This window comes from Salmonella sp. NW645, from assembly GCF_051703725.1.
Lineage (GTDB): Bacteria > Pseudomonadota > Gammaproteobacteria > Enterobacterales > Enterobacteriaceae > Salmonella > Salmonella enterica.
Genome location: NZ_JAMMKR010000003.1, coordinates 436,262 through 460,542 on the forward strand (window position 1 = coordinate 436,262; position 24,281 = coordinate 460,542).

At 54.9% G+C, this 24,281-nt stretch carries 21 protein-coding genes and 2 pseudogenes; 6 read left to right on the top strand and 17 right to left on the bottom strand.

Translation table 11 applies throughout. The features are described 5' to 3' along the window. Nucleotides 1-34: 34 nt before the first annotated feature. From NA389_RS09305 to tssH, 17 genes and pseudogenes are all read right to left on the bottom strand, one after another. Nucleotides 35-802, bottom strand: coding sequence for a TagF domain-containing protein (locus tag NA389_RS09305; protein WP_001254138.1), 768 nt, complete (start codon nucleotides 800-802; stop codon nucleotides 35-37). Beyond that, nucleotides 802-4,671, bottom strand: coding sequence for a Type VI secretion protein IcmF (gene icmF, locus NA389_RS09310; protein ID WP_001168968.1), 3,870 nt, complete (start codon nucleotides 4,669-4,671; stop codon nucleotides 802-804). The genes NA389_RS09305 and icmF overlap by 1 nt, the downstream gene beginning before the upstream one ends. 33 nt (nucleotides 4,672-4,704) lie before the next feature. Next, a pseudogene (locus NA389_RS09315) lies at nucleotides 4,705-5,113 on the bottom strand (Shiga toxin A subunit). A gap of 202 nt (nucleotides 5,114-5,315) precedes the next feature. Next, entirely contained in the window at nucleotides 5,316-6,089 is a 774-nt protein-coding gene (locus NA389_RS09320; RefSeq protein WP_000592732.1) for a Rap1a/Tai family immunity protein, read from the bottom strand. A 4-nt stretch (nucleotides 6,090-6,093) separates the two neighbouring features. After that, a complete protein-coding gene (tssL, locus tag NA389_RS09325) occupies nucleotides 6,094-7,398 on the bottom strand; it encodes a type VI secretion system protein TssL, long form (protein WP_079917117.1) in 1,305 nt (434 codons plus the stop codon). Further along, entirely contained in the window at nucleotides 7,395-8,738 is a 1,344-nt protein-coding gene (gene tssK / locus NA389_RS09330) for a type VI secretion system baseplate subunit TssK (RefSeq protein WP_000118735.1), read from the bottom strand. Before tssK ends, tssL begins: the two co-directional genes overlap by 4 nt. Nucleotides 8,739-8,741: 3 nt before the next feature. Continuing rightward, on the bottom strand, nucleotides 8,742-9,278 hold the full coding sequence (gene tssJ, locus NA389_RS09335; RefSeq protein ID WP_001045934.1) for a type VI secretion system lipoprotein TssJ: 537 nt from the start codon (nucleotides 9,276-9,278) through the stop codon (nucleotides 8,742-8,744). Between the two features lie 66 nt (nucleotides 9,279-9,344). Continuing rightward, nucleotides 9,345-9,830 carry an Hcp family type VI secretion system effector gene (locus NA389_RS09340; RefSeq protein ID WP_000119439.1) on the bottom strand — a complete coding sequence of 162 codons (486 nt, stop codon included), beginning with the start codon at nucleotides 9,828-9,830 and terminating at the stop codon, nucleotides 9,345-9,347. A 142-nt stretch (nucleotides 9,831-9,972) separates the two neighbouring features. Next, nucleotides 9,973-10,356, bottom strand: a complete 384-nt coding sequence (locus tag NA389_RS09345) for a type VI secretion system amidase immunity protein Tai4 (RefSeq protein ID WP_000379083.1) — start codon at nucleotides 10,354-10,356, stop codon at nucleotides 9,973-9,975. After that, the gene (locus NA389_RS09350) at nucleotides 10,341-10,826 is read right to left on the bottom strand and encodes a type VI secretion system amidase effector protein Tae4 (protein ID WP_001081548.1); all 486 of its coding nucleotides are present in this window, start codon (nucleotides 10,824-10,826) and stop codon (nucleotides 10,341-10,343) included. Before NA389_RS09350 ends, NA389_RS09345 begins: the two co-directional genes overlap by 16 nt. A gap of 42 nt (nucleotides 10,827-10,868) precedes the next feature. Beyond that, nucleotides 10,869-11,052: pseudogene (locus NA389_RS09355) on the bottom strand (type VI secretion system lipoprotein TssJ); the annotation flags it as partial. 67 nt (nucleotides 11,053-11,119) lie between these two features. After that, nucleotides 11,120-11,605 carry an Hcp family type VI secretion system effector gene (locus NA389_RS09360; RefSeq protein ID WP_000312803.1) on the bottom strand — a complete coding sequence of 162 codons (486 nt, stop codon included), beginning with the start codon at nucleotides 11,603-11,605 and terminating at the stop codon, nucleotides 11,120-11,122. Between the two features lie 253 nt (nucleotides 11,606-11,858). After that, a complete protein-coding gene (locus NA389_RS09365) occupies nucleotides 11,859-12,305 on the bottom strand; it encodes an STY0301 family protein (RefSeq protein ID WP_001602342.1) in 447 nt (148 codons plus the stop codon). 186 nt (nucleotides 12,306-12,491) lie between these two features. Then, complete coding sequence (gene tssC / locus NA389_RS09370) at nucleotides 12,492-14,000, bottom strand: type VI secretion system contractile sheath large subunit (protein ID WP_000013884.1); 1,509 nt, start codon at nucleotides 13,998-14,000, stop codon at nucleotides 12,492-12,494. Between the two features lie 23 nt (nucleotides 14,001-14,023). Continuing rightward, nucleotides 14,024-14,566 carry a type VI secretion system contractile sheath small subunit gene (tssB, locus tag NA389_RS09375; RefSeq protein ID WP_000996815.1) on the bottom strand — a complete coding sequence of 181 codons (543 nt, stop codon included), beginning with the start codon at nucleotides 14,564-14,566 and terminating at the stop codon, nucleotides 14,024-14,026. A 61-nt stretch (nucleotides 14,567-14,627) separates the two neighbouring features. Continuing rightward, complete coding sequence (locus NA389_RS09380; protein ID WP_000175471.1) at nucleotides 14,628-14,918, bottom strand: hypothetical protein; 291 nt, start codon at nucleotides 14,916-14,918, stop codon at nucleotides 14,628-14,630. 85 nt (nucleotides 14,919-15,003) lie between these two features. Next, nucleotides 15,004-17,667, bottom strand: a complete 2,664-nt coding sequence (gene tssH / locus NA389_RS09385) for a type VI secretion system ATPase TssH (RefSeq protein ID WP_000449780.1) — start codon at nucleotides 17,665-17,667, stop codon at nucleotides 15,004-15,006. A 367-nt stretch (nucleotides 17,668-18,034) separates the two neighbouring features. On the opposite strand from tssH, the gene tagK reads away from it, so the two are divergent. The 6 genes from tagK to NA389_RS09415 are packed head-to-tail and all read left to right on the top strand — an operon-like array spanning nucleotide 18,035 to nucleotide 24,190. Next, nucleotides 18,035-18,937: a type VI secretion system-associated protein TagK gene (tagK, locus tag NA389_RS09390; RefSeq protein ID WP_000806689.1), complete on the top strand. Its 903-nt coding sequence runs from the start codon at nucleotides 18,035-18,037 to the stop codon at nucleotides 18,935-18,937. Beyond that, complete coding sequence (locus tag NA389_RS09395; protein WP_000750541.1) at nucleotides 18,924-19,748, top strand: type VI secretion system accessory protein TagJ; 825 nt, start codon at nucleotides 18,924-18,926, stop codon at nucleotides 19,746-19,748. The genes tagK and NA389_RS09395 overlap by 14 nt, the downstream gene beginning before the upstream one ends. Beyond that, on the top strand, nucleotides 19,745-20,239 hold the full coding sequence (gene tssE / locus NA389_RS09400) for a type VI secretion system baseplate subunit TssE (protein WP_000108007.1): 495 nt from the start codon (nucleotides 19,745-19,747) through the stop codon (nucleotides 20,237-20,239). The genes NA389_RS09395 and tssE overlap by 4 nt, the downstream gene beginning before the upstream one ends. A gap of 15 nt (nucleotides 20,240-20,254) precedes the next feature. After that, nucleotides 20,255-22,138 carry a type VI secretion system baseplate subunit TssF gene (gene tssF, locus NA389_RS09405; RefSeq protein WP_000371504.1) on the top strand — a complete coding sequence of 628 codons (1,884 nt, stop codon included), beginning with the start codon at nucleotides 20,255-20,257 and terminating at the stop codon, nucleotides 22,136-22,138. Further along, entirely contained in the window at nucleotides 22,135-23,130 is a 996-nt protein-coding gene (tssG, locus tag NA389_RS09410) for a type VI secretion system baseplate subunit TssG (protein WP_000145238.1), read from the top strand. Before tssF ends, tssG begins: the two co-directional genes overlap by 4 nt. A 10-nt stretch (nucleotides 23,131-23,140) precedes the next feature. Beyond that, nucleotides 23,141-24,190, top strand: coding sequence for an ImpA family type VI secretion system protein (locus tag NA389_RS09415; protein ID WP_000367624.1), 1,050 nt, complete (start codon nucleotides 23,141-23,143; stop codon nucleotides 24,188-24,190). Nucleotides 24,191-24,281: the final 91 nt, after the last annotated feature.

Below are 24,281 nucleotides of genomic sequence, written 5' to 3' on the forward strand. Positions count from 1 at the left end.
TCCTTAGCAGGTGTTTTTAAAACCACCATGTTCATTATTTCTCCACCAGTCGCAGCGCATCCACATACCGCCCTTCACTGTTCTGCTGCCAGAACCAGCCTTGCCCCGATGTTGCCTGCCCCAGCGTCTTACCCGGCCAGCCCGGCCACGGCAGATAACGCACGCCCGGCAGTTCTACTACCGGTGCTTCATCCGGCAGCCCGGTCAGTTCCCGGCTGCGCTGCGATGTACGTCGTAACCCACGCAGCCACTGCGCCCACCACGGCCCCGGCTGCCACATCGCCCATAGCTGGTCCACCTGCTCCGTCAGCCGCCCGCGCCGCATCGTGTCCGGCGTGATATGCTGCGCCGCCAGCCTCGCCAGCCAGTACAGCCAGCCCTGCGTCTCCTGCAAACTCTCGTCCAGCCACTCCCGACCGCAGCGCTGGTAAATCACCAGCGGCCACGGGCGTCCCACGCTATCCCGTGACGCCATCAGCACTCCGGTCAGCCAGTCAGTCGTCCCCCCCATCGGCAAAAATCCCGGCGACATTACAAAGCTCCACGGCAGCGGATGGTGTTCCGGCGCGGGCATATCATGTTCGCCACGCGGCGACAGGTGCATCCAGCCGTCACGCTCTTCATCTGTCGTCTGGCCTCCCGGCAACACGATATGCCGCCCGCTGCCCACCCACGTCTGGCGGTTCAGCCAGTCCTGCCATATTCGTCCCTCTTCAGCGCCCACCCGCCAGCGCACATAGTCGCGCTGGTCCGGCAGCCTGCCGAACATCGCCGGGGCTGATACCACCGCTGGCCGGCGCATTACAACGCCCTCGCCGGACAACTGAAGTTCTGCAACAGCTCCCGGCTGACCGGGTTAAAATCCCGCCCGGCGGTGATTTCCAGCACCACCCGGCGACCGTCAAAATCATATTCCACCAGTTGTCGCCCCCGCACCGCCGTTTCCTGCACCTTTCCGGCGTCCAGCAGATGAAACAGCGCCCACGGCCCGCCGGTCAGTAGCGTTGAGGTGTCCTGGCGAATACGCGGGCTGGCGGTGATTTCCGCCATCGAGCCGTTGCGCGGTCCCGGCCACGTCACTTTCAGGGGCCGGTCCGGACCATGGGCGTAGCGCAGCACCTGGCCGTCGATATCAATCACCAGTTCCGTGATGGCCGGGTCCATATCCACCACGCTAATCTGCATCGACCAGGAAAATTTTTTCCCGCCCTCGCTGTTAAAAAATACGCTGCGGATCTGCTTCGCCTGCTGAAACGGCGTTAAATCCGGCCCCTGCAACGTCATGTTGCCTTCGGTCGGTTTGTAGCGCCACGGATCGCTGGCGGTATCCACCAGCGGAGCCAGTTGTTTGCTCCAGAAAGCATCCAGTACGCCACCGCTGGCGAAGATGCGGTTAAAGTCCTCGGCGCTGACCTCCTGCGGACTGTCGGCGAACGGATAGCGCCCGTCGATGGCGTCACGGCAGTCGTCGCCCATCATCGCCTCCATCTGGGTGTTCAGCACGTCGCCGGTCCCGGCGTTGATTTTGCGCGTTCCCTGCTTCGTCAGATCCAGCAGGATGTTTTTCAGCGGCGCAGGCAGTTTCGCCGCCTCCAGTTGCAACTTGTCTGCGGCAGTAATGCGCGCTGGCAACGTCCCCGCCGCCAGCGCGCTATCAGCAATGGTCAGTTGGGTGTAATACTCGTTGAGCATGGTCAGCAGCGAAGCGATCTGCATCGTCCCACCGCCGCTCTGTCCGCCGTCCGTTCGCCCGGCAATGACCTCGCGCAGCGCGGCGAAACGGTCATCCACCAGCGTTTTTTCCAGCCGTTCTTCCGGGTGAATATCCTGGAACAGTTTTGCCGTCTGTACCACTTTCCCCGCGTTACCGGATGCGCGCTGCGCCAGTTGTTTCTGTCTGGCCTGCGGGTCCGGCGGCGGCACCAGCGTGGTCTGCTCCACCACCGCTTTTCCCAGCCGCATCAGCGGTGAGTCCGGCGACGCCAGGGTGCGCAGCACCTGTAAATCATAGGCCAGGCCGGAACTGCCCTCTTCCCCGGCACTGTTGATACTATGGATACTGTCCAGAAAATCCTGCCAGCGGCGGGCATATTCCGTCAGGTACAAACGGCGGACTTCGCGGGCGACAGACTGCTCCTGCCCCGGTATCTGGCTGCGCAGGCTGTCAGTCAGCTTTTTTGGCGTACTCTCCCGGCCCATCACCCAGCCATCGTTCGCCGTCGCCGCCGCCACAAATTCCGGTAATCGTTTGTCGAACAGCTCCCGGTAACCTTCACGGGTAAAAATACCCGGCACGCCCCGATCCAACGGCGCGCCGTTGCTACGCACAAACACCGTTCCCGCATCCGCGCCGACGGCGCGTACCAGCGTGAACTCCTGCGGCGCTTCGCTCTCCATTGCCGCCAGCGCCCGCGCATAGATACGCTCGGTACTGGTGTGACCGTCGAGGAATGCCCGCGCCTGGCGGATCAGCGCCTCATCTTTCTCATACGGTGAATGCACCACCCGGCTGCCGTCAAACAGCGCTTCGATATGCGTCAGCACGGCGGCGCGCCCGCCGAACCCGGCCACGCTGTCGCTGTTCCCCAGATCGTTAATCACCCACGACTGGATCTCCGCCGCGTTGTATTTATCTTCGTGATCTTTATCCAGATTCAGTAGCAGATAGATGCGCAGGGCATCGTAGGCCGCTTTACTGTCCTGACGGGCAATGGCGTCCGCCAGCACATACTCCATCCGTTTCACCAGCGGCGGCAGCAGCAGTTGATCCAGCAGACGGTTGTACAGCGACGCCACGCTGTCGGTTACCGGCGGTACGCTGTACAGGCCGTAGCGCCAGGTCAGCGGCGGCGCGTCCGGGTCCAGTTCCGGCCAGGCGGACAGTTCCCTTGCGCTGTCCAGCAGTGCCGGGACGGGAGCCATCGCCGGTTTACCGGTGTAGGCTTTCACTTCACCATCCAGCCGGGTCGCGCGGGCGCTGATTTCATTCAGATAGTCGCCGTTGGTCTGCTGGCTGGTCTGCATCCCCTGCCACAGCAGGAATGCCAGCACCAGTACCAGCAGGTGCCCGCCGAGGCGCAGCAGGCGGTAACGCCAGGCCCACTGGAGGTTTGGCTCCACCAGGTGCGCTTCACGGAAAATAAACTGCGTCAGCAGGTCATGCAGAAAGTAGCTGCGGTTGCCGTCCGGCAGAGCGTGTGGGAGAGAGGTGGAGGATTCGCCACGGGCGGTTTTTATCGCCCGGACAAAGCGCTGCCAGATACTCAACTGGTCGGCCACGGCGTCGGCCTGCGCCTGCGCGGCGCTGGTGAAAAAGACCCCGCGCAGCGTGTTATTCAGTTGCGTGGCATCGAATTTTGAATCGAGGAAGATCTGTTCAATAGCCTCCAGCAACGGCTCGCCGAGGGCGGCGAACTCACGCGGGAAGGTATACAGCCGCTGGCGGCTTTTAAGGTCGTACTCTTCCTGTAACCGGGTATCCAGTCCCTGATCCAGCCGCAGCGTCAGGCGTGCCAGCTCCTGCGCGCAGGCGGCGTGCAGCGCCTGCGGGTCGCCCGCTTTTCGCCTGCGGCTGTACGGCAGCGAGAAGCCCCAGATTTGTGCGCGAAGATGGCTGGTCAGCGTGCGAAAATAGTCACTGAAGCCCGGCAACAGATCCATTTTGGTGACCACCAGATAGACCGGGAAGCGAATGCCCAGCGTCTCACGCAAATCGGCCAGCCGTGCACGTAAGGCAGCGCAGGCCGCCAGGCGTTCCGCCGGTGACTGCGCGGTTAAATCCGCCACGTTTAGCGTCAGGATCACGCCGTTAAGCGGCGCGCCGGGGCGATGTTTACGCAGCAGACCGAGAAAGCCCTGCCACTCTCCGGCGTTACGCTGCGCGGCGCTCACTTCTCGGCCGTCATCGTGGCGGGCGTAGCGTCCGGCCGTATCAATCAACACTGCTTCGTTGGTAAACCACCAGTCGCAGTGTAGCGTGCCGCCACCCGGCACCGTCAGGATGCGCGAGGTCTGCTCCATTTGCTCCGCCAGCGGGAACTGCAATCCGGTGTTCAGCAGGGCCGTGGTTTTGCCATCGCCGGGACTGCCGACCACCATGAACCACGGCAGCTCATACAGAAAGCGTTTTCCCTCGAAGATTTTACGCCAGCCGGGCATGTCCACCCGCAACTGCCGCAGTTGCCGGATGGCCTGCGTGACAATATGGTTGACGGTGCGCAGGTCGGCTTTGATCTCGCCAGCCACCGGTACCTCTTCCCCGCGCGGATGCAGGAAGCGACGCAGCAGTTGTTCATCCATACGCAGCGCACGCCACAGCCGGTACAGGCCGTACAGCGCGTACATCAGCAGGATGAAACCAATTAATGTCAGGCGGACCCACAGCGGCGCAAACGGATGGACATCGCCCAGGGCCAGCAGCGGTGTGACGAAGCCAATCGCCAGGCACAGGACACTGATGCCGATGATACTCATCGACCAGTTGACCAGCCACAGTACCAGCAACATCAGCAACAGGGCAATGGTCACTACCCGGCTACCCACGGAGGCCAGCGGGCGCAGGGTATCAAATGACACCAGCGGCCCGACAAACCAGACCAGCAGCGCCAGAACCAGAACGCCCACAACTGCCAGCGCGCGCCGGGAAAAAAGCAGACTAAGAAATTTTTGCATTATATTTCGACTCGCCACCCAATAATCAATATTTTAAAATCCCCTGGATAAAGTAATATAACCATTAAATCTTACAGAACACTCATCAGCATTCATGAAGCTGGATGCAATGAAAATATCTTTTTCTTTATCTTTGTTAATATAGGTATATTTTGCCACGATAGATTTAACCTGATTTTCATAGTAACTATCGGAATAGGATTTTTTATCTAATATTGCCACTTTATTTTTGGCCTTATCTTTTTCATAATCCATCCTGGCCAGAGATTCTGCATAGACCTTAGATACACTTTGTTTTATCCTTTATAATAGTAGCGACATCTATATTCAGGTCATTTTTTATGGCATCAAATAACGATGACTCCATTGATGCTCCAACCGTAGCACACCCATAATCCTGCGCATAAGAAATGGCAGGAATACCCACCAACAGACAGACCATCACCTTAAACATATCAATCCTTTACCACCAAGACTTTACCACCAATACTTTATCTGAACTGGCAGCGATAACATTATTACAGGGTATACCTGTCATACTTCAGGCTGCATGTGCGTTGGCTTTACTCGCTCACCCCAGTCACGAACTAATGTACGCTCCTGGGGATTCATTCCCTTGCCGCCTTGATGCAACTTGAATGATTTTATATATTACAGGGATACTCTATTAATTTATTTATGATAAGTTCAGCCGCGCGAGAATTCAGTTCCTCATTGGTTTTATTTTTAAGAGAAACATAGACAATTTCATTTAATGTTAGCGTCTTAAATAAATCGTATCCACACCATAGTTTTTTCTCCGTTGCATCCTCCACGCCAAGCAGATAGATACCCGCCCTGAGTTTATCCAGTTGATTACCAGATACCCAAAATTTAAAAAAGTCATTACCTGAAAGATTAAGCGCATCCGGCGTCAGGGATAACACAGGAGATGACCGGGAAGCAATTTTTACGGAGGGTTCAGTCCCCTGACAGGGGAAATTTTTAACTAATGCTTCCTCTATCAGCACCGAAGCTCTTGCATCAGGCTTTTTCACAGAGTACCGATCAAGCCAGGCCAGCACAGTATGGTTTATTGTTATACTGTCAACCTGACCATATCCACACCACGTCTTACCTTCTGTGGCATCCGCTACCCCCAACACATACATCAGTGTATTGTCTTTTTTCTGTACGTTGTCAATGGCATAAAATTTCAGAAAATCCTGCGTACTGAGATTGACATTATCGGGGGAAATGAATCCTGCGTTAATCAGGGACCCGGCAAAAACGCCACCGGGTAATAAACAACATAAAATGATCAAAAAAACACGGATAGATCGTTTTATGTGATATGTCGCTGAGATCCGATAATAATCCCCCGTCACGCCACATATTGCCGAATGATGAGACACATCATAGGTCGATTTTTTTATCATTCATTCACTCCACTACCAGAATTTCCACCCGACGGTTTTTCGCCCGCCCGGCTTTACTGCCGTTATCCGCCACCGGCACCGTATCGCCCTTGCCGACGATATGTACCCGTCCGGCAGGTACGCCGCCGGAGGTCAGCAACGCCGCAACTTCCGCCGCCCGTTTTTCCGACAGCACCAGGTTGGATGGGAATTCAGCCGAATGAATGGGCTGGCTGTCAGTGTGACCCGTTACAGTGACTGCGCCGCCCACGCGGGCGATTTCCCGCGCCGCTTTGTTAATCACTGGCCGGATTGCGTCACTCACCGTTTTTTGTCCCGGTACAAACATGGCGTCGCCACGGAAGACCACCCTACTGTGCTGGTCATCTTCGTCCACGGTCAGCAGGCCACGGGCGATTTCGTTTGCCAGCAGGATTTTCAGCCGCAGCTTATGAACCGGCACGGGCGGCGGCGGCAGTTTTATACCAATCGCATCAATATGCTGTTGTACGGTGACGGTCTGCACATCCATCCGGTGGCTGTAAAGGCCAAACAGCGTCAGCATCGCCAACAGGGCTATCCCGGCGCTCAGCCAGACCGGCACCCGGCGCATCCGCCGCAGTCGTCCGCTTATCGCCCCCTGAAAGTCAGGCGAGAGCGCGGGCATGACCGGATCGCGACGCTGTGAAAGCTGTGTCAGCAGTTGCTGACGAATATTGTCCAGTTGCTTACGCCCGTCTGGCTGCACGCTGTAGCGGCCTTCAAATCCCAGCCCCAGCAGGTGGTAGATAACCTCCAGTACGTTGCCATGTTTCTGGAAGCTGGCCGCCAGACGCCCGATGATCTGGAAAAGTTTTATCCCGCCTTCGCTTTCACCATGAAATGTTACCAGCAGGCTTTTTCCGGCCCAGACGCCGCGCCGTCCCCAGGTTGTGTTATTGGCGGCTTCATCAAGCGCCGTACACAGGCAGTAACGTACCGCCAGTACGTGCTCGCGCCGCAGGTTCGCCTGATCGCATAATGTCTGGTACAGATGCATCTCGCGTACCAGCAGATTACGGTAAGGCTCTACCAGGGCCGCATCCAGTTTAGCGGGCATGGCTGCGAGAGCGCACAATAAAGGCCGGGCAGCGGCGAGCAACGGGTTAGCCGCCGCGCTGATTTCAGCCAGCCGGAGTTTGCTGTCCGGACCGTCTTCAACGATGACATTGAGTTCCGTGCGCTGGCTGGTGTGTACCGGCGTTTCATATTCACTGTTCTTATGTTCCGGCGTGGTGGACAAAAAGGACATCATGTCCGCCGCTGGCGGCGTCAGGGTACTGTCTGTCATTTATCGCGCACTCCCCACAGTTCTGTCTCCAGCCCCGGAAATTCCCCGGCGGTATGCATGGCCATCCCGCCGTAACGGGCAATGTGTTCCCACAATGCTCCCTCGCGGCGGATGTCGTAATAGATGTATCCGGCCTGAAACGGGATTTGGCGCGGTGGTACAGGCAAAACCTGCAAAGCCAGCCCCGGCAGATGCGAGCGGATCAGTTCCGGCAGGCGATCGGATGGCCCGATTTTGGTCTGGGCGGCAAAATGTTGCAGTAGCACATCGGTCGGCATTGAAGCCTTTATCGCCAGTACCAGCGTGCTGAAATCGGCAAGATCGGAAGGAGCCACCACCGCATTCAGGATGCCGTAAGTCCCCTCTTTCAGCTCGATGCGCTGCGCGCCCCGGATCAGTACCGCGTTCAGCAGGAACTGCACCTCATCGACCAGTGATTTCAACCCGGCATAGGGCGTCAGGTGTTTGTACTCTTTGTATTCAGCGGGCCGTCGCGTTTGTGGACGCACATAGGTGGAGAGTTCCCCGGCCAGTTCGGACAGGTAGCGATACAACACTTCCGGGGCCAGCGGGGTTTTCGCCAGGTGAATCAACAGCGGCTCAAAGCGATTGAGAATTTGCAGCAGCAGGTAATCGGAGACCTCTGCTGCTTCATGGCCGTGGCTGTCGCTGCCGGTCAGCCGTTCCGCCAGCGAATCGGCCCGCATCCGGATGAGATCGTTGATCCACGACAGCCAGGTACACATCAGTGAACTGGCCTGATAATTAATGATGGGCGGGATCAGGTCGTGGTCGATATCTATCCGCCCGTCAGGGTTCAACCCGGTGATGCGGGTCAACGGCAGGCCAATCCAGGCGCCCGTCACCGCCTTTTCCGGCAGCAGCCGCAGGCGCAGATGACTGAGCTGTAATAACTGCGCGCCACGTCCCAGCGAGTTGGCGTCGCGGATGTCGTGTTCGTGTACCGAGAAACGCGCCAGTGATTCCGGGTTATTGTCAAACGTAGTTTCTTCGCTGTTCGGCGCGCGTACCGGTACCGCCAGACAAATCTGCTGGTTCAGGTGCTCCGGCAGGATGGTCAGCGGCGGCGGCAGCGGGGTATGGTCCGGTGCGTTAAACGGCGTACCGTCAGGAAAAATCCCTGATGCCTCTTTCAGTATCAGTTTACCGATGTTCAGCGCTTCGCCATCAATATTGTAGTGGCTGAATCCCCAGAAAAAGGGGGTCAGCGGCAGGCTGCGGTAATGCATGACGTGTTCCAGATAACGCTCTTGCTGCTGAAACATCTGCGGCAGTAAAAATTGTCCTTCACTCCAGACTACGCGGTCATTCCAGCTCATAATTCATTTATCCCGTTCCGTAATTACAATAGCGCTTTGTTCCAGTTCCGCATCCAACTGCACTTTTCCTTTCCCCGGTATAAAGTTGCTGTACCAGGCTTTTTCCGGGGCTTCCGGGATTTTGTAGGTTACCCGCCAGACCGATTTGGCCAAGTTACGATATCCGGCCAGTACGCCGATTGCCGTGGTCTGCGCATTCAGCGGGCGACGCAGTTTTTTCTCTTCGCCGGGACGCAAAATAAAGCTGTCGCGACGCACTAAATCGTCGGTAAGGACGGATTTGTCGTTGTCATGGAGCGACCAGTAATCGGCTGTCGTGAAAGCGGCGTCATTTTTTAGTTCATAAACACGTATCTCAATGGGCGCGGCCTTCTTCTGATTGTCAGGATTCACCTTATCAGAGGCTTTCACGCTCAGGTCGAGTCGCTGTGATTCGAGGTCAGGTAACGCATCGCTACTGCCGCATCCGGAAAGCAGGAGCAGTGCAAAAGGCATAGCTACCGCACATAACCGCCGAGTGGGGTTACGCCATTTATTCACTGTAAATTCCTTTAAAATCAAAACAATAAATCCGGCCAGATATAAATCTGGCCGGAAAAACAACCGTTAAATTTCTTTGTTGGCCTTGAAGTCGTAGCCTGCGGTGATGGTGCCGCCGCTGCCGCCCTGCTGGTTCTGCACCACGTATTCCTGCTTCACGGTGCTGAAAGAGAGTTCAATTGATTCGCGAGACGCAATTTCCCCTCCCTGGCTTCCGCTGGGCGATACCATTGCAATAATCAGATCTGTGAAGGTGTACTTGAGGTACTCCAGCGGATTGCCGCCAGCCTTACGCATAACCAGAATGGCCTGCGGAATGTGCTTGCCAGAAGAGCAGTATTTGAACAGGTTCGGGCTGGCGCGATCGATGTAATGTTCAAATGAAAGATGAGTAACAGATACTTTACCGGAACCGAGACCGCTACCGGCGTGCATGGTGGATTCCTGATGGATATTCCAGCGCCAGCTCAGTACTTCAATTTCATTTTTGTGTTTGTCATCCATCGACTCACCGTCGATGCCGTCAATTTTCAGAAAAATATCATAAGACATATCTACTATCCTTTTAACTACCTAAATAAAGCCCTGATTTATCTGCTTTATTAGGTGAACAGATTAACTATTACTGTACAGCTCTCTATTACCCATAAATTCATCAGAGCAAGAGAACATATGCTTTTAATATCTTTGAATTTTACTTCTCGACACGCCTTTCAATTAATTCATTTAACTCACTGTCGTGGATAAAATCTATGCACTTCATGGTATTAAAATCTGATGATATCGAGCCATTATATTTCAACCCTGAATATTTTTTCGCAATCTCATCAATTTCATGATAAATCTCCACAGATTGTTTACCATATTCAAGGTAAGCACTGGCCGTAGCTCTGGCATCGTTTTTAACGACATCATCTTTGTATACTAATGCCAGACAATGACTCAGCGCCCAATTTTTTAAGAGTTCCGACTGTGAATATTGTGTGGTCAATGCTTCTTGTGCAAAAGATGGCTGCCATACCAGCATTCCACTTATGCTGAAAGTAACTAATATTAACCATTTCATGGCAGTATCCACAGAGTCCCAACTTCAGGAACAAATGGTCCATTATCTGGGTCATTTAATAAGTGGCACTGATCTGAACAGATACTGCCATTCCATAATGTAACGTGTCCTCTGGCATTGCTCCAGCCATGCCCTTTTACTACGATAATTCCTTTCTTCCCTATAAAGTCACTCTGTTTCGGATTATTAACAATAAGATCAGGCTTGCCCATATTATGAGTAAGATGATCAATCATATCATTCACGCGATAAATATAGAATTTATTATCGGCACCACTAACCTTTGCATACGGGGAGTTACGGGCTATTGGGAATCCTGTCGCATTCAAAACATAGCTCATTCGAATAGGACAGGCATTTTGAAAATAACCACCAGTTATATTTTTCCCAACGTTTCCACCAATAATGCTACCCACATCAGCGACGGAATGATTCACCTTCCTAAAAGCCAGCCACGCTTCATTGAATGAAGGTCTGTTCATTTTGCTTACCCTCTAAAAATTCTGTGTAGCTCATTAATTCTCAACACGTATCTTCATGGACGCCGCTTTCTTCTGATTGTCAGAATTCACCTTGTAAAACGCTTTCACGCTCAGGCCAGGCCGCTGCGATTAGGGGTCAGGTAGCGGCCGCATCCGGAAAGCAGGAGCAGTGCAAAAGGCATAGCTACCGCACATAACCACCGAGTGGGTTACGCCATTTATTCACTGTAAATTCCTTTAAAATCAAAACAATAAAACCAGCCAGACATAACATCTGGCCGGAAAAACAGCCGTTAAATTTCTTTGTTCGCCTTGAAGTCGTAACCTGCGGTGATAGTGCCGCCGCTGCCGCCCTGCTGGTTCTGCACCACGTATTCCTGCTTCACGGTGCTGAAAGAAAGCTCTACCGTTTCACGGGAGGCGATTTCACCATTGTGGCTGCCGCTCGGGGAAACCACGGCGACAATCAGGTCGGTGAAGGTATACTTGAGGTACTCCAGCGGATTGCCGCCAGCCTTACGCATAACCAGAATGGCCTGCGGAATGTGCTTGCCGGAGGCGCAGTATTTGAACAGGTTCGGGCTGGCGCGGTCGATATAGTGATCAAAATCCAGGTTGGTGACGGAGACCTTACCGGAGCCGAGGCCGCTACCGGCGTGCATGGTGGATTCCTGATGGATATTCCAGCGCCAGCTCAGTACTTCAATTTCATTTTTGTGTTTGTCATCCATTGACTCGCCATCAATGCCGTCAATTTTCAAAAAAATGTCATAAGCCATTTTTATATCCTTATTAAGTTTTACTTAAAATAAACCTGATTTTATCTATATCTTTTTGTTTATAGATAAATCATTGCCGTACAGAATCCTTCTCCAATAACTTCAGGAGAACAGAGGACTGTATATTTTTCCGGTACCGATAATGTATTTAGTTATTTTATGAATTTGCATTATTTAATGCATATAAATAATGCTTCATAACTTCCGATAATAAAAACCATAACCTGTACTGAAATTTTCACGTCTCAAATCGCTAATTACAGATAAAAGATACAGACTGGTCTTCTGGCGATCCCTCAAAATTACGAGTCTTACAGCGAGTAGAAGAAGCAGGTATTGGTTGCGTCAACCATATCTGTTCATGACCATAAATACACGAAACCCAATAGCGATCGGTTTCTTTATCGCTAACACGTTCTGTTTCCCATACAGACCAATTTTCACCGTTTACTTTTTTAGTCTCTGGTTTGAGATCCATCAGGTTTTCAGGTTTACCCTGCGTTACCCCAATACTACTTAACCATAAACGCGACATATATCGGGGAGAAAGCTGCCACGCCGCTGGGACATCAGACTTCAGGCTCACAGCAGAAGACTGAGTATCAATAACAGCCGGGCAACTGACTTCCCAGGCTACAGCATATTGTGAAAAGAGCAGAACAATACCAGGTAACAGATGAAAAGTTGGGCTTATGGTCATAATATGTATTTCCTACTCAATGATATAAAAAGCTTCGGCATTGTTACTGGCATTCGGATATGTGTCATCATTACGTACCCACCTTTACGAGACCGTGGGCGAGACGAAATTCTTTTCTTCATATCCCTCTTTATATTCTCTATCTTCTCTGACTTCACTCGCTTAAACATTCACAAAATAAATGCATCAGGCATTGCCCTGCTTCACTGACGGCAGTTTTGTCACCAGGCGCAGCGATCCCGTCAGCCCTTCAAGCTGGAAATGCGGACGCAGGAAGAATTTCGCGTCGTAATAACCTGGATTGCCTTCCACCTCTTCCACCACTACTTCAGCGGCAGCCAGCGGACGACGGGCTTTAGTTTCTTGCGAGGAGTTAACCGGATCGGCGTCGACGTAATTCATAATCCATTCATTTAGCCAGCGCTGCATATCCTCGCGCTCTTTAAAGGAACCGATTTTGTCGCGGACGATACATTTGAGGAAGTGCGCGAAGCGCGAGCAGGCGAACAGGTACGGCAGACGGGCAGACAGGTTAGCGTTGGCCGTCGCGTCCGGATCGTAGTATTCCTGTGGTTTTTGCAGCGACTGTGCACCGATAAAGGCGGCATAGTCTGAGTTTTTACGGTGGATCAACGGGATAAAACCGTTTTTCGCCAGTTCAGCCTCGCGGCGGTCAGAGATGGCGATTTCGGTCGGGCATTTCATGTCCACGCCGCCATCGTCAGTCGGGAAGGTATGGCAGGGAAGATTTTCCACCGCACCGCCTGATTCCACACCGCGAATCAACGTACACCAGCCGTAGTGTTTGAAGGAGCGGTTGATGTTTACGCCCATCGCGTAGGCCGCGTTGCTCCAGACGTATTTGGTATGGTCAGAACCATCCGCATCTTCTTCAAAATCAAACTCGTCCACCGGGTTGGTTTTTGCGCCATACGGCAGGCGGGCAAGAAAACGCGGCATCGTCAGGCCAATATAACGGGAGTCTTCGCTAGCCCGCAGCGAGTTCCACGGCGCATATTCCAGGTTCTGGGTGACGATTTTGGTCAGGTCGCGGGGATTCGCCAGCTCCTGCCAGGAGTCCATTTGCAGTACCGAGGGGGAAGCCCCGGCAATAAACGGCGCATGGGCCGACGCGGCGACTTTGGCGATAGAGCCAAGCAGATCCACATCGGGCGGTGTATGGTCGAAGTAGTAATCCGCAATGATACAGCCATAAGGTTCGCCACCTAACTGGCCGTATTCGGCTTCATACAGTTTCTTGAACATCGGGCTTTGATCCCAGGCGATGCCCTTGTAACGCTTCATGTTGCGCCGCAATTCATCTTTTGACAGATTCATGAAGCGGATTTTCAGCTTTTCGTCGGTCTCGGTGTTGTAAACCAGATGCTCCATACCGCGCCAGGAGGATTCCAGCTTCTGCCAGTCGGGATGTTGCAGAATCAGTTTGATCTGTTCGGTCAGTTTAAAGTCGATCTGCGCAATAATAGCGCTGATGCTTTTATAAGCGTCATCGCTGACGGTGATCGTGTTCGCCAGCGCCTGTTGCGCCAGCGTCTGCACCGCGGCTTCCACGGCTTTTGCCGCCTGGGTAGTCTTGGGTCGGAAGGCCTGATTCAGCAACGCATCAAATTCACCGGATGCGGAGACGGTATCCTGAGCAACCGCGTCGGTTGCCTGCATATTACTGTTTGCCATGAAAATTCCTTAAAAATTCGACGTTATTCCGCTGATTCATTATCCGCTGACACACCTTGCTGGGTAGCGGCCGGTTTCGGCGCATTCGCCAGCGTTTTCAGCAGGGTCGGGTCCTGCAACAGTTTATTGACCAGATTTTCCGCCCCGGCCTTGCCATCCATGTAGGTCTGGAGGTTCGCCAGTTGGGTGCGGGCTTCCAGTAACTGGTTCAGGGCGTCCACCTTGCGGGCAATCTGTGCCGGCGAAAAGTCGTCCATATTTTCCAGAGTGATATCGACCATCAACTGACCTTCACCCGTCAGCGTATTCGGCACAGCGAACGCCACGCGCGGCGCAATGGCTTTCATGCGCTCATTGAAGTTATCAATATCAATATCGAGGAATTTGCGATCCGTCACCGGCGGCAGTTCTTCCCGCGGTTTCCCGGCCAGATCGGCCAGCACCGCCATCACGAACGGCAGCTCGATTTTTTTCTCGGAACCGTAAATCTCTACGTCATATTCAATCTGCACGCGCGGCGCGCGGTTGCGCGCGATGAATTTCTGCGCGCTATTGTTGATAGCCATACTCTTTCATTTCCTTATCAATCTACCGACGACCGCCCGGATAGCGGTGCAACGGCACAGTTTAAAAATCATACTCAGAGAGTTTTTTTATAATCTCTTTGTTTTCTTTGTACTTTTCCCGTAACCCAGGAAGTGCTTTTTTCGCCGGAGGGCACCAGGTATTAATGCCCTTTTCTATGTCTTTTTTATCCTCTTCCGGTAAAGAACTGTCCCATTCGCCGGCCAGATGCTGGCACATCTCTGCATTGCTCAGAAAATGCTGCACATCCTGTGGTAAAGGCGGTTCGCCATGAACACTGAAAGCGAACATCATTAGCAAAGGAGTCAATAACGCCGGGTAACGTAATGTCATATTTAATGCCCATCAATTGACCAGTGGGGTTTATCTGTATTTCCGCCGACAAACTTAGTCACGCCATAAACCCACTGCGCACCACTTAACTCTTTTGGCATATTCCCTCCTGCGAGGTTGTCTCAAAAACAATCTGCTCATCACCATTAACGCCGATATCAATCTGCCTGATAGCGGCTTTTTCCGTCATGGCCTGCAACCAGTAGCGCGACAGTCGTGGCAGGATGTGCTGTTCGATGTAGCCAATCAGCAACCGCGCGCCCGTTTCATGCATTGGACAGCACGCCACAATATGTGCGACCAGTTCCTCGCTATACGTCAGCGTCACGCCGTGCTGTTCACCCATCCGCGCCACCAGCCGGTCAAGGTGCAGACGGGCAATCACGCCACGCGACGTTTCATCCAGCGGCAGGTAAGGGATCACCGTCACGCGGCCCAGAAATGCCGCCGGGAAATGCTTGCGCAATTCCGGCATTAGCGCCTCTTTAAGCCCCGTAGCATCGGGCATTAAGGCCGGATCTTCACACATCTGGCTGATGAGGTCGGAACCCACGTTGGTGGTGAGTAGTAGCGTGGTGTTTTTGAAATCGACATGTGTTCCCTCACCGTCCTCCATGCCCCCTTTATCAAACACCTGATAGAAGAGTTCGTGGACGTCATGGTGCGCTTTTTCGATCTCGTCGAGCAGCACTACGCTCCAGGGGTGGCGACGCACCGCTTCCGTCAGCACACCACCCTCGCCATAGCCCACATAGCCGGGCGGCGCGCCTTTCAGTGTGGAAACGGTGTGAGCCTCCTGGAACTCGCTCATATTGATGGTTACCAGGTTTTGCTCACCGCCGTAGATAGCCTCCGCCAGCGCCAGCGCGGTTTCGGTTTTACCGACACCGGACGGCCCGGCCAGCATAAACACGCCCACCGGTTTGCGTGGATCGCCCAGTCCCGCCCTGGCGGTCTGAATACGTTCACCAATCTGCGCCAGCGCGCCGTCTTGCCCGGTAACGCGTTGCGCCAGTCGGGCAGGCAGTTCCAGCACCTGGCTGGCCTCATCTTTCACCATGCGCCCGGCAGGAATACCGGTCCAGTCGGCGACAATCGCCGCGACCACCGCCGCGCTGACTTCCGGGAACACCACCGGCGCGTCACCCTGCCACTCCCTTAGCGCCGTTTCGGCCTGTTGCAGCGTGGTTTTGTCATCAGCATCAGACTCTGCGAGACGCAGTTTCTGCAACGTATGTACCAGTTCCAGCTCCCGCTGCCAGCGGGATTCGGATGCAGTCAGTTCATCGTTGAGCGAGAAAATTCGCGCCGTCAGCGCATCGCGCCGCTCATCTGACTGAATCCCCATTTTTTCCTGCTTCTGCAACAGCGACCGTTCCATTTCCGCCGCTTTTAGCTGCTGGCGCAGGAACTGTACGCTGGCAGGCGGCGTGTGCAGCGTCAGCGCCACGCGGGCCGCGGCGGTATCCAGCAGGCTGATGGCCTTATCCGGCAACTGCCGGGCGGGAATGTAGCGGTGAGAAAGCTGTACCGCCGCACGTACCGCCTCATCCAGAATCAGTACGTTATGGTGTTTTTCCAGCGTATCCACCAGACCACGCACCATTTCCATTGCGGGGATTTCTTCCGGTTCGGCAATCTGCAACACCTGAAAACGCCGGGTCAGCGCCGGATCTTTCTCAATATGGCGCTTGTATTCGCTCCAAGTGGTGGCGCCGATAGTCCGCAGGGTGCCGCGCGCCAGCGCCGGTTTCAGCAGGTTAGCGGCATCGCCCGTGCCGGATGCGCCGCCCGCGCCCACCAGAGTGTGAACTTCATCGACAAACAGAATAACCGGCTGCGGCGAGCGCCCGGCCTCTTCCAGTAACCCTTTCAGACGCGATTCAAACTCGCCTTTCATGCTGGCTCCGGCCAACAGAGCGCCAACGTCCAGCGCCAGCAGCCGTACTTCCCGCAGCGCGGGCGGCACTTCCCCCTGCGCAATCGCCAGGGCAAAACCTTCGACGACCGCCGTTTTCCCGACGCCCGCCTCACCAGTCAGTAGTGGATTATTCTGGCGACGGCGCAGCAGAATATCCGTCATGGTGCGGATTTCATGCTCACGCCCCGTCACCGGGTCGATTTTGCCGTCGCGCGCCTGTGCCGTCATGTCCTGACAGTATTTTGCCAGCGCGGATTTACCGTCCTGCCCGCCGTTGGGAATCGCCTGACTGCTTTCACCGGGAATGGCTGATGCCAGGCCGGAGCCGTCGTAAGGGCGCTCCTGCGCTTCCGGCGATGTTTCGATCAACGAGGGCAGTATTTCCGTCAGTTCATCAACCGGAAGCGTGGCCAGCGGCGCGCAGATACTGCTCAGTACCCGACGCAGTTCTGGCGTGGTCAACAAGGCCAGCAGCAACCAGCCGCTGCGAATTTTGTTATCGCCGTAACGGACGCTCGCCAGCATCCAGGCCTTTTCAACGCTGAGATCGATATGGTGAGAAAAATCACTAATGGCGCTGGCCCCGGCGGGCAGCATATCCAGTTGCCGGAGTAACGCTTTCTCCACATCAGAAAGAGGGATCTGGTAATGCCGAAGAACGTGGAGAATATCGTTATCGGGCTGCTGTGTTAACTGGTGCAGCCAGTGAGTCAGCTCAACCCAGGGATTAGAGCGTAGTTTGCAAAATGCCGTTGCCGATTCCAGCGACCGGAATAGTGGGCCGGCCAGTTTTCCATACAACGCACTGCGTGAAACAGGAGTTTCCATGTGTTATGCCTTGTGACATAAAAATTCATAAAAATAATGCATCAATGCATATAAATATATAAACAATTCTTTATTGATAGCATCGAAAAAATATCGAAACAAAACAATGATACAGATCAGGGACTAATTAGCAACTAAGCCGTTAATATTAAATAATCAATGAACAGCAAGATAAAAATCGCAATTGAAGAATTAAAAGAAATAATATTTCAAAAAAGACATCTATGCATACAACAATGCATTCACGACGAAAATAATAAAAAGGGTGTCATCAATAATGACTCCCTATGAATTTAGTTAAAATTATTTATGAATTAAAACTCCCTAAACGTTTCCTCCAGAAAAATAAATACATTTAAGGGACATAATGAAACAAGACATGTGGGAATTACGGAAAATACAGTCGCAGGGTATAACGGATAACGCACAGTATCCCGCAGGGACATACATCGTATTTACTGCCGCCGCCCCCTACATTCCGCTTTTTGAGCAACATGGGAAAGACGATATCGCGCTCAGTCTTGTTCGCCACGAAGAGGCGTGGTGGATTGTTAATCACTCTGATGAACTGTGCTGTGCCGTCAATGAGCAGGTGATGGAACCTCATCACCGTATGCGGCTGAATGATGGAGATACGATTGAATGGGGTCTGTCATCCTGGTGCCTTGCCCGCACCAATGATGAGTCCCGTCCCGATGTTTCGTTTCCTCAGTTGGTTCAGTCATCTGAATCCGTTGCTGAGTACCTGGATCTGGACTGGTTTAAACAACAACAGCTCAATCCGCAGAACCCGTTCGATATTATTCCCGTCCGGGAAACCGCGTCCTCTTACACCGGCCATGAAGCGGATAGCACGCTACACCAGCTTTACCAGGAATATCAGCAGGCATTGCGGCCCTCCGGGCAGGAAAAGCCCCTCCGTCCTAAACCGTTTCCCCGAAATGAAGACGCTGTCACCCAGGATTTGACGTCGTTATACGATAAAAAGGGCGACACCGACACGTTACAGGATATGGTGGCAGGCGCGCCCGGTATTGATGCCATTCTGGATACGCTGGACACGACCGGTGAGGGTGAAATGCACTGGCTGGCGATGGAATCAATGCCCGATATCCTACAACTGCTCTCGCCGGAACTGGGGGGGAAAACCGCACATAGCGAGATACTGCCCGATCTGACCCGCCGCGAGCATCGTATTATTGGCATCGATAGCCACTACCGAATCACTCCGACACAGAAAAATGGAAATACCGCCTATGAAAAAAACTGACACGCTTCCTGCTACCCTGTCCGCGCTGCTACAGGAATACTCTATTGCGGAGGGGATTCAGATGGCGGAGCAGAAGGTTCGGGAAAATCCGGCGAAGGCGCTCTGCCGCCACAGCCTGTTTCAGTTGCTGTGTGTGGCCGGAGACTGGTCGCGGGCGCTACACCAGCTTCAGCTATGTGCCAGGATGGAGGCCAATTATACCCAGGAGGCCCGGCTGTACCGGGAGCTGGTTCGCTGCGAAATGTTCCGCCACACCGTTTTTCAGGGTGAACAACGACCCGGTTTTCTTCTGCCGCAGCCCGTTTGGGTGGAGTCACTGCTGGCGGCACTCGCCTGTCATGACGATACCGGTGAGGTTGATAAACACCGTAATACCGCACTGGAAGCCATAACAGACACGGGCGGGCAGTGGAACGGCGGCGCATTTGACTGGGCGAGCGACAGCGATTCCCGCCTTGGCCCGGTACTTGAGCTGGTCACCGGCGGCGTGTATATCTGGCTACCGTTTTCGCAAATACGCTCGCTGGAATCGCCGCAACCGACGCGCCTGACCGATCTGCTGTGGAAACCCATTAATATCACCCTGATGAATGGCGATACGCACGGCGCCTGGCTCTTTACCCGTTACAGCGGTTCGGAAAGTGCATCTGACGCCCTGCGTCTGTGCCGGGAAACCGCCTGGCAGGACGGCCCCGGCGAAACCACCGTGCGGGCGCTGGGGCAGAAAGTGTGGCTGACCAGCCACGGCGATATCAGCCTGCTGGACATGGCCCATTGTACCTTTCATGCTCAGGAAAACGATGGCGCATGAGCACGTCTCGTTTTACACCCGCTAACCACCTGCTGCCCACCCTATTTGATCGGCTGTGTGACAATGCTCCGTATCAGAAAATTGACCGGGATATCAGCGTCACGCCGGTACAACTGAAGGAGATCATTCGTCGGGATCTCTCCTTTTTGCTCAATACCATTAGCCACGAAGGTGACATCGACGCCCGGCGCTATCCGCAGGCGGCGGCGTCAGTGCTCAACTATGGCCTGCCGCCGCTGGCGGGCAGCTTTATGTATGAGCATAAGTGGGACGATATCAGCGAGGCGATCCGGCGCGCCATTATCCGTTTCGAACCCCGGCTGAACGCCGCCACACTCAGGGTCACGCCCTTGCTCGATAAAACCCGGCAGGGTAGCTATAACACGCTACAGTTTGAAATTCGCGGACAAATTCTGACGCAGCCGTATCCCACGGAGTTTCTGGTACGCAGCGCGCTGGATATGGAGCTGAGCCGCATTACGTTCTTTTAATACAGGGCATTATTCATGGATCCACGGCTACTGGAGTATTACAACCGCGAACTGAGCTACCTGCGGGAGACTGGTGCTGAGTTCGCCACCCTCCATCCCAAAATTGCCGCCCGACTGGGGATGCAGGGAACCGATATTGCCGACCCGTATGTGGAACGCATGATCGAGGCGTTCAGCTTTCTGAGCGCCCGTACTCAGCTAAAAATTGACGCCGAGTTTCCCCGCTTCACACAGCGGTTACTGGAAGTCGTCAGCCCCAATTACGTCACCCCCACGCCATCGATGGCAGTGGTAAAGCTGTATCCCGATACGCAGGAAGGCGACCTGGCGAAAGGGGTCACCGTGCCGCGCGATACCGCGTTCGTTTCCCCTATCCCGGAAGGCGAAAATACCGCCTGCCAGTTTCGCAGCAGCCAGGACGTCACGCTGTGGCCGCTGTCCATCGAGGAGGTACGCCTGACCGCCGCGCCACCGGATATGCCCGCCCTGCACCGCTATCTGCCGCCTAATATTCATGTCGCCGGGGCATTGCGCATCACCCTGCGAACCTTCGGGGAACTGACTTTCAGCGAGCTGGCCGGTCCGGCACGGCTGCCCTTTTACCTCTGCGGCGAAGAACGCATTGCGTCACACCTGTTTGAGCTGCTGCATACCAGCGCCGTCGCCACACTGGCCGGTGAACCCGGTCACTTTGACGGCGAACTGAATGTGAATCTTCAACACCCGGTGGCGCACGAAGGGCTGGAGCCAGGGCAGGGGCTGCTGCCGCTCGCCTGGAACGTGTTTCACGGCCATAATCTGCTGCATGAATTTTTCGCCTGTCCGGAACGGTTTTACTTCTTCACCCCGACCGGATTGTCTGCCGGGTTACAAAAGGTGCAGGGCAATGTGGCGGAAATTGTCATACTGCTTAATCGCCTGCCGCCGGACTGGCTGATTCATCAGACGGACGCTGCACAGTTCAGCCTGTTCTGTACGCCGGTGATCAACCTGTTTCCCCGCACCACCACCCGGATTGAAGTCACTCACAGCGTGACGGAACAGCATCTGGTGGTAGATCGTACCCGTCCGCTGGATTACGAGGTGTTTTCTGTTCAGGAAGTCGAAGGCCTGGAAGCGGAAACCACACGGAAGATGATTTTTCGTCCGCTGTATCACACCCGTAATAATGACGAAGGCAACCACGGGCGTTATTTTTCACTGCGTCGTGAACCGCGCCGCTCGTCAGAAAATGCCCGCCGCTATGGCACCCGAACCCCCTATACCGGCTCGGAAATCTTCCTGTCGCTGGTTGATCAGCATGAAGCGCCCTACCCGGAAAATCTGCGCCATATCACCGTCACGGCAATGGTGACTAACCGCGATCTGCCCTGTCTTATTCCACGTAATGGCCGGGATGATCTGACCGTAGATGCGGCGATCCCGGTGGCGGGCGTGGGTCTTATCAGACCGCCGCGCCCGCCGCAGCCGCCGCTGGCTGAACGCGAAATGGCCTGGCGGCTGATCCGGCAGTTGTCGTTTAATTATCTGCCGCTGGCCGATCTGGATCACCGCACCGGCGGCCAGGCGCTGCGCGATCTGCTGAATCTGTTTATTCCGGCTCACGACAGCCCGCAGTCGCGCCAGGTGCGCAGCCTGATTGGCTGCAAAACCACCCCAGTAACCCGCCGCCTGCCCGGCTCCGGTCTGTTGGTCTATGGCCGGGGCGTCAGTTGCGAACTGACCGTGGACGAAGAAGGATTTTCCGGTATCAGTCCTTACCTGTTCGGTCTGGTGCTGGAACACTATATTGCCCGCCATGTTTCCATTAATACCTTCTCACAGATGACGCTGCACTCGATGCAACGCGGGCATGTCATGACCTGGCCGGTAAGAACCGGGCAACGGGGGAGCGTATGACCGGCGCTCTCGACCAGGCGCAGAAAACCCCATGGCGTTACGGATTCCTGAACCTGATGCGGCGCGTGGATGCCCAGCTCTGTGATACTCCGGCAGGCAGTATCTGGCAGCCACGGATGGAAAAATTCCGTCTGGGACAGACGCCGACGATGACCTTTGCGCCACGGGAAATCGCCCAGGTCAGCTGGCAGGATGGACGCCTGCACCTGAGCCTGTACAGCCTCGGACTGTGGGGGCCAAACGGCCCGTTGCCGCTGCACTATACCGAGCTGGCGCTAAATCGCTCAGAGAGCCGTCACGATCCGACGCTGGTTCATTTTTCCAATATTTTTCACCACCGCTGGCTGACGCAGTTCTGGCAGGCATGGCGCAGCGCCCAGTCCGCTGGTGGCGGGCTGGACAAACCGGAACACGACCGTTTTGCGTTTTATATCGCCAGTCTCAGCGGGCAGGATCTACGGGAAAGCGCCGAAAGCCCGCTGTCAGATCATGTTCGCCTGGCGGCCTCCGCCCATCTGGTACGCGAATCGCGCAATCCTGACGGGCTGGCCGCCACGCTGGCGCACTATTTCAGCGTGCCTTTTGCGGTGAAAGAGTTCGCCCTGCACTGGATAACGGTGGCGGACGATGAAATCACCCGTCTGGGCACGCCCGCGCAGTCCTCGGTGCTGGGCAACGGGGCGCTTATCGGCCAGGCCGTACCGGATATGCAGTACAAATTCCGGCTAATTATCGGCCCGCTCACGCTGGAGGATTACCTGCGTTTTCTGCCCGGCGGCAACAATCTGCCCGTGCTGACAGAACTGGTGCGTACGTTCATCGGTTTTGAATATTGCTGGGAAATTGAGCTGCAGTTGAAGCCCCATGCCGCACCGCCTGCGGTGATCGGCGGCGCGCAGCGGCTTGGCTGGACGGCCTGGGCAGGTAAAGCCATGCATGACCGTCCGGTGACCGGCATGATTTTTGAACCTGAACACGGCTTAACCCACTGAGAGTAATGATATGGATATGTCCCTGACTAAACCGGTAAGCGCGGAACAACCCTGCGGCCCCGATCCGGAGTACGATCCGGAATACCTGCTGCTGTTCAGCCGCGCCGCCCCCCAGGCGGAGGCGCAATATGGTGATTTTGTCAGTACGCCGGAAGCCGTGAACTGGCCGGAAATTGAGCGTGATGCGCGCCGTCTGCTCACGCGCAGTAAGGATATCCGGGTGTTGATCCTGCTGCTGCGCAGTCGCATCCAGCAGGCTGGCGCACAGGGACTGGCGGAAATGCTCACACAACTGGCAGAACTGAGCGTAATCTGGTCTGATGCACTCCATCCGCAGCTGCTTACCGGCGAAGGCGCATCCGCAGAGTCTATTGAAGATGCGGCGCTGGCGCGCAGTAATGCCCTGGCGGCGCTGCTGGATCACGAAGGCGTGATGGCAGACATTCGCGGTATCACGCTGTCAAACAGTGCCGCCCTGCGCCTGCAGGTACGGGATGTCGAGCGCGCGTTATCCAATCCCCGCCCGGCTGATGCGCTGGCCCCCGAATCCGTCCGCCAGCAACTGGCCGACCTCGAAGCCCGTGGGGCATTACCGCTGGCGGCGTTTCGCGAAGCGCAGGAAAGCGCAGAACGCCTGCAAGTGTGGGCGCGTGAGACATTAGGCGATCTGGCTCCAGATTTTTCACGCCTGCGGCAGTTGTTGGCGCTACTGCCTGACGTGGTACAGACAACCACGCCGGAAATTCCTCCGTCGCCAGCGCCAGACCCCGCAGGCACGGTTATGGTTAATGCCGTTCCGGCACGGGCAGAGGATGTGCCGCCTGTCAACACGCCCCCCGGTATATCCCTCCCACACAATGCTGAACCGGGGCCAATTCGCGATCGTAATGATGCGCTGGAACGCCTGCGGTGCATTCGTCGCTGGTTTGAGAGCAGTGAACCCAGCAGCCCGACCATCCCACTGTTACGCCAGGCTGAAAGACTGGTGGGAAAACGGTTCTCGGAGGTGATCAATGAGATCCCGGTGGAGTTGCTGGAGAAGTGGGATGCCCTGGAATGATGATGCGCATGTCTGGCGGTTCTCCGTGATTATCTGAGTGACATCAACATTACGCAGTCTGCTTCTGCGCTGAACATGTCCCGATCCCGGT

Bases quoted from the DNA above. Each gene is read 5' to 3' on its own strand.
- NA389_RS09305 (WP_001254138.1), bottom strand. From the start codon at position 802: ATGCGCCGGCCAGCGGTGGTATCAGCCCCGGCGATGTTCGGCAGGCTG.
- icmF (WP_001168968.1), bottom strand. From the start codon at position 4,671: ATGCAAAAATTTCTTAGTCTGCTTTTTTCCCGGCGCGCGCTGGCAGTT.
- NA389_RS09320 (WP_000592732.1), bottom strand. From the start codon at position 6,089: ATGATAAAAAAATCGACCTATGATGTGTCTCATCATTCGGCAATATGT.
- tssL (WP_079917117.1), bottom strand. From the start codon at position 7,398: ATGACAGACAGTACCCTGACGCCGCCAGCGGCGGACATGATGTCCTTT.
- tssK (WP_000118735.1), bottom strand. From the start codon at position 8,738: ATGAGCTGGAATGACCGCGTAGTCTGGAGTGAAGGACAATTTTTACTG.
- NA389_RS09340 (WP_000119439.1), bottom strand. From the start codon at position 9,830: ATGTCTTATGATATTTTTCTGAAAATTGACGGCATCGACGGTGAGTCG.
- NA389_RS09350 (WP_001081548.1), bottom strand. From the start codon at position 10,826: ATGAACAGACCTTCATTCAATGAAGCGTGGCTGGCTTTTAGGAAGGTG.
- NA389_RS09360 (WP_000312803.1), bottom strand. From the start codon at position 11,605: ATGGCTTATGACATTTTTTTGAAAATTGACGGCATTGATGGCGAGTCA.
- NA389_RS09365 (WP_001602342.1), bottom strand. From the start codon at position 12,305: ATGACCATAAGCCCAACTTTTCATCTGTTACCTGGTATTGTTCTGCTC.
- tssC (WP_000013884.1), bottom strand. From the start codon at position 14,000: ATGGCAAACAGTAATATGCAGGCAACCGACGCGGTTGCTCAGGATACC.
- tssB (WP_000996815.1), bottom strand. From the start codon at position 14,566: ATGGCTATCAACAATAGCGCGCAGAAATTCATCGCGCGCAACCGCGCG.
- NA389_RS09380 (WP_000175471.1), bottom strand. From the start codon at position 14,918: ATGACATTACGTTACCCGGCGTTATTGACTCCTTTGCTAATGATGTTC.
- tssH (WP_000449780.1), bottom strand. From the start codon at position 17,667: ATGGAAACTCCTGTTTCACGCAGTGCGTTGTATGGAAAACTGGCCGGC.
- tagK (WP_000806689.1), top strand. From the start codon at position 18,035: ATGAAACAAGACATGTGGGAATTACGGAAAATACAGTCGCAGGGTATA.
- NA389_RS09395 (WP_000750541.1), top strand. From the start codon at position 18,924: ATGAAAAAAACTGACACGCTTCCTGCTACCCTGTCCGCGCTGCTACAG.
- tssE (WP_000108007.1), top strand. From the start codon at position 19,745: ATGAGCACGTCTCGTTTTACACCCGCTAACCACCTGCTGCCCACCCTA.
- tssF (WP_000371504.1), top strand. From the start codon at position 20,255: ATGGATCCACGGCTACTGGAGTATTACAACCGCGAACTGAGCTACCTG.
- tssG (WP_000145238.1), top strand. From the start codon at position 22,135: ATGACCGGCGCTCTCGACCAGGCGCAGAAAACCCCATGGCGTTACGGA.
- NA389_RS09415 (WP_000367624.1), top strand. From the start codon at position 23,141: ATGGATATGTCCCTGACTAAACCGGTAAGCGCGGAACAACCCTGCGGC.